This window comes from Sinorhizobium sp. M4_45, assembly GCF_002885915.1.
Taxonomy (GTDB): Bacteria; Pseudomonadota; Alphaproteobacteria; order Rhizobiales; family Rhizobiaceae; genus Sinorhizobium; species Sinorhizobium meliloti_A.
The window spans coordinates 26,058-37,741 of sequence record NZ_NWVE01000019.1 but is presented as its reverse complement, the minus strand read 5'-3'; the positions used below and the strand labels follow the sequence as shown (position 1 = coordinate 37,741).

General features: G+C 61.4%; 11 protein-coding genes and 1 pseudogene. 4 read left to right on the top strand and 8 right to left on the bottom strand.

All coding sequences use genetic code 11. The features are described from left to right. From CN933_RS32210 to CN933_RS31000, 4 genes and pseudogenes are all read right to left on the bottom strand, one after another. Positions 1-193: pseudogene (locus CN933_RS32210) on the bottom strand (IS110 family RNA-guided transposase); the annotation flags it as partial. Positions 194-294: 101 nt separating this feature from the next. Then, positions 295-2,778, bottom strand: a complete 2,484-nt coding sequence (locus CN933_RS31010) for a heavy metal translocating P-type ATPase (protein WP_102763411.1) — start codon at positions 2,776-2,778, stop codon at positions 295-297. A 200-nt stretch (positions 2,779-2,978) separates the two neighbouring features. Next, a complete protein-coding gene (locus tag CN933_RS31005) occupies positions 2,979-3,200 on the bottom strand; it encodes a heavy-metal-associated domain-containing protein (RefSeq protein WP_102763410.1) in 222 nt (73 codons plus the stop codon). 263 nt (positions 3,201-3,463) lie between these two features. Further along, positions 3,464-3,787, bottom strand: a complete 324-nt coding sequence (locus CN933_RS31000) for a hypothetical protein (RefSeq protein WP_018099156.1) — start codon at positions 3,785-3,787, stop codon at positions 3,464-3,466. A gap of 173 nt (positions 3,788-3,960) precedes the next feature. Here CN933_RS31000 and CN933_RS30995 point away from each other — a divergent pair, with 173 nt between their 5' ends. Beyond that, a complete protein-coding gene (locus tag CN933_RS30995; RefSeq protein ID WP_102763409.1) occupies positions 3,961-4,326 on the top strand; it encodes an ArsR/SmtB family transcription factor in 366 nt (121 codons plus the stop codon). Between the two features lies 1 nt (position 4,327). Then, complete coding sequence (gene arsK, locus CN933_RS30990) at positions 4,328-5,533, top strand: arsenite efflux MFS transporter ArsK (RefSeq protein ID WP_102763408.1); 1,206 nt, start codon at positions 4,328-4,330, stop codon at positions 5,531-5,533. 39 nt (positions 5,534-5,572) lie between these two features. On the opposite strand, the gene CN933_RS30985 is transcribed toward arsK, so the two are convergent. From CN933_RS30985 to CN933_RS30975, 3 genes are all read right to left on the bottom strand, one after another. Beyond that, a complete protein-coding gene (locus CN933_RS30985; protein ID WP_102763407.1) occupies positions 5,573-6,556 on the bottom strand; it encodes a L,D-transpeptidase family protein in 984 nt (327 codons plus the stop codon). Positions 6,557-6,654: 98 nt separating this feature from the next. Further along, positions 6,655-7,656 carry an ABC transporter substrate-binding protein gene (locus tag CN933_RS30980; RefSeq protein ID WP_018099160.1) on the bottom strand — a complete coding sequence of 334 codons (1,002 nt, stop codon included), beginning with the start codon at positions 7,654-7,656 and terminating at the stop codon, positions 6,655-6,657. 97 nt (positions 7,657-7,753) lie between these two features. Next, on the bottom strand, positions 7,754-8,380 hold the full coding sequence (locus CN933_RS30975; protein WP_102763406.1) for a TetR/AcrR family transcriptional regulator: 627 nt from the start codon (positions 8,378-8,380) through the stop codon (positions 7,754-7,756). Between the two features lie 143 nt (positions 8,381-8,523). Between CN933_RS30975 and CN933_RS30970 the strand changes: the two genes are divergently transcribed. Continuing rightward, on the top strand, positions 8,524-10,560 hold the full coding sequence (locus tag CN933_RS30970) for an NADH:flavin oxidoreductase (protein ID WP_102763405.1): 2,037 nt from the start codon (positions 8,524-8,526) through the stop codon (positions 10,558-10,560). A gap of 240 nt (positions 10,561-10,800) precedes the next feature. On the opposite strand, the gene CN933_RS30965 is transcribed toward CN933_RS30970, so the two are convergent. Beyond that, the gene (locus CN933_RS30965; RefSeq protein ID WP_102763404.1) at positions 10,801-11,073 is read right to left on the bottom strand and encodes an usg protein; all 273 of its coding nucleotides are present in this window, start codon (positions 11,071-11,073) and stop codon (positions 10,801-10,803) included. 278 nt (positions 11,074-11,351) lie between these two features. Here CN933_RS30965 and groES point away from each other — a divergent pair, with 278 nt between their 5' ends. After that, positions 11,352-11,666: a co-chaperone GroES gene (groES, locus tag CN933_RS30960; protein WP_026169069.1), complete on the top strand. Its 315-nt coding sequence runs from the start codon at positions 11,352-11,354 to the stop codon at positions 11,664-11,666. The last annotated feature ends 18 nt before the right edge of the window (positions 11,667-11,684 follow it).

Genomic DNA, 11,684 nt, shown 5'->3' with positions numbered 1-11,684 from the left:
CCCGACCTGAGCGCAGCGTCTTACCACTGCTGTCCTGCACGACCAGATGGCTGTAGGATTTGTGGTAGTCGACGCCGATATGGTAATTATAAGAGGCAGTCATGCTTCCAACTCCCTTATTGAGATCTGCGAAACCCCAATAAGATAAGCCGAAAGGCTGGAAGTGTGACTGTCCCTCGATCATCGATTGCATCTCAGTGATCCGTTCTCTCAACGGGCGCGGCCTCTTTCATGCCACCTCCTTTTCTGCGAGCGTCGATTGCGGCCGGCCGGTCGCCCTCGCGCACCTGCCCTTCATGCCGGGTTGACCGATTTCAGCCGCAACGCATTGCCGAGGACGAAAACGCTCGACATCGCCATGGCCGCTGCCGCGAAAATCGGCGAAAGCAGGATGCCATTCACCGGGTAAAGCACGCCGGCTGCGACCGGTATGAGACTGACGTTATAGGCGAATGCCCAGAACAGATTCTGCTTGATGTTCAGGATCGTCGCCTTGCTGAGCGCGATCGCCTTCGCAACGCCGTTCAAGTCGCCGGACATCAGCACGACGTCGGCGCTTTCTATCGCGATGTCGGTTCCCGTCCCGACGGCGATGCCGACATCCGCTTCGGCGAGAGCCGGCGCATCATTGATGCCGTCGCCGATGAACGCCACCGACCGGCCGTCCTGTCGAAGCTTCGTGATCGCCTCGACCTTGCCTTCCGGCAAGACCTCGGCGACGACTTCGTCAATGCCGAGCTTTCTGGCGATCGCCTCGGCAGTGCGGCGGTTGTCCCCGGTGATCATCGCCACTTTGAGGCCGAGCTCATGCAGGGACTTGATCGCCTGAGGCGTCGTTTCCTTGACCGGATCCGACACTGCGATGATCGCCGCCAGCCGCCCGTCGATGGCCGCATAGAGCGGCGACTTGCCACTTGCGCCGAGCCGCTCGGCCTCCGTCCAGAAACCGGAAACGTCGATCCCGTTCGTGGCGAGCGCGCGGTCCGCGCCGACCAGCACCTGCCGCCCGGACACCGATCCGCTTACGCCAAAACCGGGGGTCGCTTCGAAGCCGGCGACCGCGGCCGTCGCGATCCCCTGGGACTTTGCCGCCGACACGATGGCCTCCGCGATCGGGTGCTCGGAAAGCGCTTCGAGACTCGCGACGAGGAAGAGCACTTCGTCGGCCTCGAAGCCCTCTGCAGCGACGAGGTCGGTCAGTTCCGGGCGGCCCTTCGTCAAAGTTCCGGTCTTGTCGAGCGCGACCACATCGGCGTCGCGCAGGCTCTGGAGAGCCTCTCCCTTGCGGAACAGGATGCCGAGTTCGGCGGCGCGGCCGGTACCGACCATGATCGAGGTCGGGGTCGCCAGGCCCATCGCACAGGGGCAGGCGATGATCAGGACCGCGACAGCATTCACGAGGGCGAATGAGAGCGCAGGCGAGGGGCCGAAGGCGTACCAGGCGGCAAAAGTCAGCACGGCTGCGAGAATCACGGCCGGAACGAACCATCCGGTAACCCTGTCGACCAGGGCCTGGATCGGCAGCTTCGAGCCTTGGGCGGCTTCGACCAGTTTGATGATCTGCGCAAGCAGCGTGTCATTGCCGACCTTGGTGGCCTTGAAGGTGATGGACCCGGTCTTGTTGATCGTGCCGCCGACCACCGCGCTGTCGGCCGTCTTCTGGATGGGAAGGGGTTCACCGGTGATCATCGACTCGTCGACATAGGAGCTGCCGTCGATGACCATGCCGTCCACGGGGATCTTCTCACCGGGCCTAATGCGGATGACGTCACCGGCCACGACCTCGCTGATTTGCGCCTCGACGAATTCGCCGCCGCGCAGCACGAAAGCCGTTTTCGGCTGCAGGCCGACGAGCCGCTTGATCGCCTGGCTCGTGCGACCCTTCGCCCGTGCTTCGAGATAGCGGCCGAGGAGGATCAGGGTGACGATCACGGCAGCGGCCTCGTAATAGACATTCGCCGTTCCCGAAGGCAGAACGCCGGGGCCGAAGGTCGCCACGACCGAATAGCCCCATGCGGCGGTGGTCCCGAGGACGACCAGCGAGTTCATGTCGGGCGTCCAGCGCAGCAGGTTCGGCACGCCCTTCCGGAAGAACCGCAGCCCCGGTCCGAAGAGGACGAACGTGGCGAGTGAAAACTGAAGGTACAGATTGTTTCGCATGCCGATCGTACCCATGATCAGCTCATGGACGCCTGGAATGAAATGTGACCCCATTTCGACCAGGAAAAGCGGAAGGGTCATCAGCGCCGCGATCGTCACGGCGTATCTGAGAGAGCGGAGCTCGGTGGCGCGGTGATCCTCTTGTTCTGCCGAAGCCTCGGCGGCCCTCGTCTTGCGAAGCTCGTATCCGGCACCGCGGACAGCAGCTTCGAGGGCGGACATGTCGACGGTTCCGGAAAGCAGGCGCACGGTCGCCTTCTCCGTCGCAAGATTAACTGCCGCATCCGCAACGCCTGGGACGGCCTTCAACGCCTTCTCCACGCGAGAAACACAGGAGGCGCAGGTCATGCCTTCGATCTGGAGTTCCTCGGCGGCGATCCTCGGCGCGTAGCCGGCTTTCTCGATCGCGCGGAGCACCGCAGGCGTGTCCGGCTCTCCATCGAACCGAACCGTTGCCCGTTCCGTCGCCAGGTTGACATTCGCAGAGGCCACGCCCGGCACCGCGGTGATCGCCTCTTCGACGCGTCGGACGCAGGAGGCACACGTCATGCCCTCAATGCCGAAGTCGGTGGGAATCGGAATCGGTGTGGATTTTTCAATCCTTTTCAGTGCAGTCATCGGAAGGTCCTTTCCAAACTGCACCCTTCATAATCCTTCCAATAATGGGAAGGTCAAGCACCTTTGCGTGTTTTCTTCCCTCCACGGCAAGCAGCAGCGGGAAGTGCGTAGGGTCTTCGGCTCGGAAGGACGCCGTATCAAATACTTGGAGCGGTTCGGTGAAACACCGAACCGCTCCAAGCTCCAGCCTTACGGGGCATTCAGATGCCTTGGCTGCAGCAGGCGTTGCCAATGGACGCCTTGTAACCGGCATCCTCAATAGCGGCGACAAAGGCAGCGGGACCAATGTCGGACTCGATCGATGCGATTTTCGCCCGGAGATTAACGGTGACCTTGGCGTTCGGATCGACTGATTTCACCGCCTTCTCGACGGTGCCGGCGCAGTGGCTGCAGGTCATATCGGATATGCTGATATCGTACATGGAACACCCTTGCTTCACGAAACCGCCACAGCATGCATATTCCAACGATGTCAGGGTCAAGGGAGCGCCCGGACTTTATTTTCGGGCACTGCGGCCCATTCACCGCCACTTCAGCGGTGTTGCCGCTTCCCGCCAGCCGTTGCCCTCCATGCAAGGATCGGCTGGCCGGCATTCATCTGCGACAGCGGCAAGCCAGCCGGGGTGCTGACATCGAACTTGCGCGCAGCCCTTATCATCCGGGCCGCCCCGAATGGCCGCTGGCTTCATTCGACGACGCAATCGTCAGCCTTCGCGGCGGCTGTCTGCTCGCCTGACTGCTGAGCTTCGGCATCCTGCTGCGACGTGGCGAGGTTCTCGTCTCCTCCGCCCTGTTGGTTAGCCAGAGGCATCGTCTGACCGTCCTTGCTCGCAGCATTGTTCCCGGTTTCCAGCGGGGCTTTGGTTCCGTCCTTTGCTATCCCCGGCTTTTCGGCATTGATGGAGGCGGTGGTGTCCGCCGAAGTACCATCTTTGCAGGCGGCCGTGGCTGTACCGGATGCGAGGCCCGCAATCGAAATTGCTGTAAGGATCGTAGCGAGTACCTTCATTGTAATCTCCTTTATCTCGGAAGCATGTGTGAAAACCAATCGGCAGGCCGATCGTTCCATCGCTTGCGCGGACCAGGGATTTTAAAGCTCAGGAAGCGTGATCTCACGTCGGACTTGCCGATCCGCGTCAGGTCGGCTACGCATGAATTCGATTATTGTAGGAAGATTGAAATATGGAAGAGCGACAGGCCCGATCGTCCTTCGCCGCCCTGTCGCAGGAGACGCGCCTGGGCATTGTGAGAACACTCGTCGTTGCGGGGCCGGGGGGCATGGCTGCGGGCGCGATAGCAGAAAAGATGGGCGTCTCGCCCTCGAACGTCTCCTTCCACCTGAAGGAACTGGAACGGACCGGATTGATCGCGCAGAGGCGCGAATCACGCTCGATCGTCTACAGCGCCAGCTACGAAACCCTTGCCGATCTTGTGAAGTTCCTGATGGAGGACTGTTGTGTCGGACACGCCAGCGTACGTGCATCCTTGAACGGGCCCAAACCGTGTAGCGTGGCATCCTCCGGGCCGACCGAAGGCGGGAACGGCTGATATGAAGTTCGGGATCCCCGCGGGCATCGTCGCCGCACTCGGCCTCACCCAGATCATCGGCTATGGCACGCTCTATTACAGCTTCAGCATTCTAGCGCCCGGAATGGCACGCGACCTCGGCCTGACCGTCGAGCAAGTGTTCGGCGTGTTTTCCGCTTCGCTGCTGGTGGGCGGCCTTTCGGCTCCTCTCGTTGGGGGATGGATGGATCGGTTCGGCGCCGCGACGATTATGACTTCCGGCTCGGCCGTCTCCGCCCTGGCTCTTTTGCTGTGCGCCTGGTCGCCCTCGACGGCCGTGTTCGCCATTGCCATAGTCCTCCTGGAAGTGGCCTCCGGCATGGTGCAATATCAGGCGGCCTTTGCGGCACTTGTGGAAATTCGTCCCAAGGCGGCTTCACGCAGCATCACCTATCTGACGTTGATCGGAGGCTTCGCTTCGACGATCTTCTGGCCGATTGCCGCAACCCTTGGAGAGTTTCTCTCGTGGCGCGAAATCTACATCGCTTATGCGGCGTTGAACCTGCTCGTCTGCCTCCCGCTGCATCGCTGGATCATGCGAAGCCGGACGTCTGCAGCGATCGAATCCGCCGGCCTGGACCGGGAAGCGATTGCCGGCGCGCTTCCGGCACAGGCCAGACGTCGTGGCATGCTTCTCGTATCGTTAGCCTTTGCCCTACAGGGATTCACACTTTCCGCGATACTGACGCATATGGTTCCGATGCTGGGAACGATCGGCTTCGGGGCGGCAGCCGTGATGATCGGCTCGCTCTTCGGACCGTCACAGGTTCTGAGCAGGCTCATCAACATGACATTCGGCGCAAACTTGCTGCCGCCCATGCTCGCGACCCTGTCCGCCACGCTCATCGTAGCGGGTGTCGTCATCCTCGGTCTTTCCGGAACCTGGCTGCCCGGGGCTGTGGTCTTCGCGATCTGTCTCGGTCTCGGATCGGGCATCAACAGCATCGCGCAGGGATCGCTTCCGCTCTGGCTGTTCGGATCGGCCGGTTACGGTGCGATAACCGGAAGAATGGCCGCCGCACGGCTGGCGGCGGGCGCGATGGCACCCTTTGTCTTCTCCGTCCTGATGGAACGTTTCGGCACTGATGTCGCCTTGTTGGCCAATGCCGGCCTCGGCGCGGTCGGCATGGGCGCCTTCGTGGCGGTGGCTTCGGCCGCCAAGCGTCGGCCGGATGCTCTCACTCTTTGACGCTGCGTTGCCTCAGCCGGGTTCGGAGTCGACTGAGGTTCAGTCGGTGAACTCGGCGATCACCCCCGGCTTGACCATCGCCGCCAGTTCCTCGGCGTCCCAGTTCGTCAGACGAACGCACCCGTGTGACTGAGCTTTATCGATCAAGGACGGTTCGGGCGTGCCGTGGATGCCATAGGTGGGCTCCGTCAGATCGATCCAGACGGTTCCCACCGGATTGTTGGGGCCTTTGGGAAGGGTCAGGGGCTTGTTGTTGTCGCCCTGCTTGAAGTTGACATCGGGGTCGTATTCGTAAGGGGGCATTCGCGCGACCCCCTTGACCTTGTGGATGCCCGTGGGGGAGGGGGTCCCTTCGCTGCCGATGGAGGCAGGATAGGCAGCGAGTGGCGAACCATCTTCGGCGAATGCCAGAACTTGCCCCGTACGTTTGCGCACTTCTATCCTTTTGACCGCGCCTTCCTTCGCGGCGCCGGGCTTTGCAACCCAGACCGTTTCCCCGACGGTAAACGACGCACCTGGATTCAGCGCCTTCAGAAGGTCGACGTCCATGTGAAACCGTTCGGACAACCTCTCCTCGACGCTCGTATAGCCGAGGTGATCCATCTTGGCCTGCTTGGAATAGTCGTCGGGAATCTCATCGACGAGATCCTTGGCATCCTCTTTCGTGATGACATAGGACTGGATGACAGGCTGATCCTGCGAAAGCCGGCTGACGACTTCGGGGTCCAGCCTTCCATCGACGGGAAGACGTTGCATGGCCTCGAATCCCGCAATGGCCTTGGTTACATTCTCGCCGTAGTAGCCGTCGATTACCCCGGGAGAGGCCCCCGCGCGATCCAAGAGGATCTGGAGATGGACGATGGCGGGATCCGGGTGAGGCGGCTCTTTCGGCGGCCTTTCCGGCGCGATCCCGGCAATCGGCGCGTTGTTGACGGCTTCCGGCTGAAGGTCTTCAGCGCTGGCGGTGAAATGGAGGCCCAATGACAGGGCGGTTGCGACAAGGATGATGTTCTTCATGAACATCAAATGGCCAGCCGGCCCGACTTGTTCCGCCCGCTGATTTCCTTGCCCTCGGCAGTGGATGCGGCGTGCGTCTCGCACGCCGCACGGGCGCAAGGCCGTCAGAGCGCCGCTTTGATCTTCTCGGCGGCTTCAGCCGAGACCCACTTCGACCACATGTCTTCGTTCTCTTCGAGGAAGCGCTTAGCACCTTCTTCACCGCTGGCCTGATTGTCGGTCATCCAGGCCATGAGCTGGCTGACGGTATCGTTGCTCCAGGAGCGCTTGGTCAGATAGTCCATGACCTCGGGACCGACCCGCTCGGAGAAGGGCTTGGCAACCAGCGTCACGATCGTGTCGACCGGCCATGCATTCGGCTTGGGGTCGGGGCAATCCGCTACGGTGTTGCAGCGCTTCCATTCGGCCGCGTCATGGGGCACGCCGGGGTCCAGCTTGACCATCTTGTATTTGCCGAGCAGGGCGGTAGGAGACCAGTAATAGGTAAGAAGACCCTCCTTGCGTTCATAGGCCTTGGCGATGGCACCGTCCAGGCCGGCAGCAGAGCCGGTGTCGACCAGGGTGAAGCCCGCCTTCTCGCCGTCGAACGCGCTGAAAAGCTGCGTCGTCACCACCGTACCGCCCCAGCCTTGCGGTCCGTTCAGGATCGCGCCCTTGCTGGGGTCCTCGGGGGCCGGAAAGAGCTCGGGGTGCTTCAGCGCGTCGCCTATCGTCTTGATGTCGGGGTGTGCGTCGGCGAGGTACTGGGGGATCCACCATCCCTGGACGCCGCCGTCCGGCAGCGGTGAGCCGACTGTGATGATACGACCGTCGTCCTGGCCCTTCTTGACGACATCGGGCAGGAGGTCGATCCACGCCTCCGGCGCGATATCGGGCTGGCCCTTTTCGGCCATGGAGGTGATCGTCGGCACGGTGTCGCCGATCGTGATCTCGGCACTGCAGCCGTAGCCTTCATTGAGAATGAACTTGTCCAGGTTGGAGAGGACCTCGGCACTCTGCCAGTTCATACTGGCAATGGTGACGCTCCCGCACTCGGCGGCATTCGACGCCGATGCTCCTGCGATGAGGCCAAGCATCAGACATGTCGACGCAAGCAGCTTTTTCATTACACTGTTCCCTCTTCTTTTTGCGGCGTCTTATCGGAAGAGCAGGGTGCCGCGTCTACCCGCTCCTGCCTCGCTCGTTCTTTATCGCCCTCTGTCGCTATCCGGAGTAGCCGTGCCGGGAGAAGAAGCGGTCAAGCTCTCTCTGCTTCGGAGCTTGTCCGGTGAAGATCTCCACATATTCCGGAATGCGCTTCATCCGCACGGATACGTCTTCCTTCGTCTGCATCGAGATGTAGCCGATCTGCACGAGATAAATCGTGCGCGCACGCACATCGGCCCGCGCCTCGCCATGCCCGAACCGCAGGAACATGCGCGTGAGCGCGTCGAGTCGCTGCTGATCGGCGCTTTGGACTTCTGCAAGAATTTCAGGCGACTGCAGGGCCCAGCTTCGCACCGCGAACTCGAACTGAGAATCGAAGAGACCGCCATCAAGCCAGCAGTCGAAAACGTTGAGCATCGCTTCGGCAATCGTCTCGGCATAGGCCTCGGACTGTCTTACCAGATTGCCCGTGTTCTTTTCGCGCCAGCGCGAGACGAGCCTGTCGAGCAGTTCCTCGCGGTCCTTGAAAAACCAGTAAAAGCTCGTCCGCGACAGATTGAGCTTCTTCGCAAGCGGCTGGATCTTCACCGCATCAATGCCGGCATCGAGCAGGGATTCGTAGGCTGCTCCAAGCCAGACATCCGGGGAACCGCGCCAGCCGCTGTCGCTCGTGATGTGCTCCATCGTCGCTATTTAGCAGATCGACGGGTACCCCCGCAAGAAAAATGTACATCAGTGTCTCCGACCCTGACTTCAATGCCTGATTTGTTGACACATGTGTACATTTTCACTTACGCTGCCGCCACGTCCAAGCCGGAGCCCCGCAAATGCCGAACGATCCCCTCCTTCAACCGTACCAGCTGAAGCACCTGACGCTGCGCAATCGCATCATCGTAACGGCGCACGAGCCGGCCTATCCGGAGGACGGCATGCCGAAGGAGCGCTATCGCGCCTATACGGTGGAGCGCGCGCGGGGCGGCGTGGCGATGACGATGACCGCCGGTTCGGCGGCCGTCTCGAAGGACAGCCCGCCGGTCTTCAACAATCTGCTTGCCTACAAGGACGAGATCGTGCCGTGGATCAGGGAGATGACCGACGCCGTGCACGAGGAGGGGGCGGCGATCATGATCCAGCTCACTCATCTCGGCCGGCGCACGCGGTGGGACAAGGGAGACTGGCTCCCGGTCGTCGCTCCCTCGCATCATCGCGAAGCGGCGCATCGCGCCTTTCCCAAGAAGATCGAAGACTGGGACATCGACAGGATAATCAAGGATTTTGCCGATGCGGCCGAGCGCATGAAGGCCGGCGGTATGGACGGCGTCGAACTCGAGGCCTACGGTCACCTCATCGACCAGTTCGCCTCGCCATTGACGAACGAACTCGATGGTCCTTACGGCGGCTCGCTCGACAACCGCATGCGCTTCTGTTTCGACGTTCTGAAGTCGATCCGGGCACGTGTCGGAGACGAGTTCATCCTGGGCGTGCGATACACGGCCGATGAATGCCTTCCCGGGGGGACGGACAAGGCGGAAGGTCTTGAGATCTCGAAACGTCTCAAGGAAAGCGGACTTATCGACTACCTGAACATCATTCGCGGCCATATCGATACCGACCCCGGACTGACCGATGTGATCCCTATTCAGGGCATGGCCAACTCGCCGCATCTGGACTTCGCCGGCGAGATCCGCGCAGCGACGAATTTCCCGACCTTCCATGCGGCTAAAATCCCCGACGTCGCGACCGCGCGCCACGCGATTGCGTCCGGCAAGGTCGACATGGTCGGGATGACCCGCGCCCACATCACCGACCCGCACATCGTCCGCAAGATCATCGAGAAGCGGGAGGACGACATTCGCCCCTGCGTAGGCGCGAACTACTGTCTGGACCGCATCTACCAGGGGGGCGCCGCCTATTGCATCCACAATGCTGCGACCGGACGCGAGCTGACGATGCCGCACAGCATCGCTAAGGCACACTGTCGCAGGAAAGTGGTCGTCGTCGGGACAGGACCGGCCGGTCTCGAAGCGGCACGCGTGGCGGGGGAGCGTGGCCACGAGGTGGTTGTGTTCGAGGCGGCAAGCGACCCCGGCGGCCAGGTCCGCCTGACTGCGCAGAGCCCGCGCCGGCGGGAAATGATCAGCATCATCGACTGGCGCATGAGCCAGTGCGAAAAGCTCGGCGTCACCTTCCATTTCAATACCTGGGCGGAAGCGGAGGCCATTCAGGCGGAAAATCCTGATGTCGTCATCATCGCCACCGGCGGGCTTCCGCATACGGAGGTGCTGTCGAGAGGCAACGAGCTGGTCGTGTCGGCGTGGGACATTATTTCCGGCGATGTGAAGCCGGGCACCAACGTCCTGATTTTCGATGACGCCGGCGACCACGCCGCTCTGCAGGCCGCCGAATTTCTCGCCAATGCCGGCGCAAGGGTCGAGATCATGACGCCCGACCGCTCCTTCGCGCCGGAGGTCATGGCGATGAACCTCGTGCCTTACATGCGTTCCCTGCAGAAGCTCGATGTGACCTTTACCGTCACCTACCGTCTGGAAGCGGTCGAAAAGAGCGGCAATCAACTGGTCGCCCATGTCGGCAGCGACTACGGGGGTATCTCCAAACAGCGGACCTTCGACCAGGTGGTCGTCAATCACGGAACCATCCCGCTCGACGATCTGTACTTCGAGCTGAAGCCCTCCTCCAGCAATCTGGGCGAGATCGCGCACGACCAGCTGATCGCCGGGGAACCGCAATCGGTCGTCCGCAACGCGGAGGGCAAGTTCCAGCTCTTCCGGATCGGCGATGCGGTCGCGGCGCGCAACACCCACGCCGCGATCTACGACGCCCTCCGCCTTCTCAAGGATATCTGACGCCAGGCAGATCCGCCGCCGTGTTCCCCACCTTGAGGCGGGGGCTGGAATCTGTGCTCGTCACCCGGATCCGGCAGCGCCGCGTCTGCGGCGCGGGAAGCGTTCTTTCAGCCCGAGGACTTGGTCCGATTGCATTCCTGTGACGAGCACAGGAATGACGAAATCAACAAGCCGCCGCGGGTGGCCCGAATCTCAATAGGCGTCGAGCGGGAGACGCAAGTGCCCTTTCAACGCCGGAAATCAGTGAATGTTGAATTCGCCATCCACCTGCCGCCACTCGTTCGGGCCGATCAACCGTTTGTGGGTGAACCGCACGGAGTGGAGCGGCCCGTCCAGATTGGTCTGCCAGAAATCGAGGAACTTTCGCATCTGGGGAAATTCCGGTGCGACGTCGTAATCCTGCCAGACATAGGTCTGCAGGACGGATTCGTAATCAGGAATGCGGTAGAGGATATGCGCGGTCGTGAGACCGTAACCGTTGAGCTGGCGCTCGAGATCCGATGAAAATCGCATACTTCATCTCCGTTACATATCATTGGCCGGCTCCCGGCCGATCTTGCGAGGCCTTGGCATGACCTTAACGTCACAGCGAAATTCAGGTTCCTTTCCAGTCTGTTAGCAGCCGCGTCGAAGCGCTGCTGATTTTTTTGCAGGGACCTCTTGAAATCCATTTTTTGCCCAACCAGATCAACCCGCGCGAAGTGCTCGAACGAGGCTTCGCACCCGTCCGGATTGGTCATCCGGTCCGGGATGGGGAACAAGATCATCAATGTTTGTCCATGGAGGAAAACATGGCGTTTCGACCGCTTCATGATCGAATTCTCGTCCGCCGCGTCGAGTCCGAAGAGAAGACCAAAGGCGGCATCATTATCCCCGACACTGCCAAGGAAAAGCCCCAGGAAGGCGAAGTCATCGCTGTGGGTCCTGGCGCGCGCAGCGAACAGGGTCAGATCCAGCCGCTCGACGTCAAGGTGGGCGACCGCATCCTGTTCGGCAAGTGGTCCGGCACCGAGATCAAGATAGATGGCGAAGATCTGCTGATCATGAAGGAAAGCGATGTCATGGGAATCATCGAGGCCCAGGCCGCCGAGAAGATAGCCGCCTGAAAATGCGAAGATACAGTC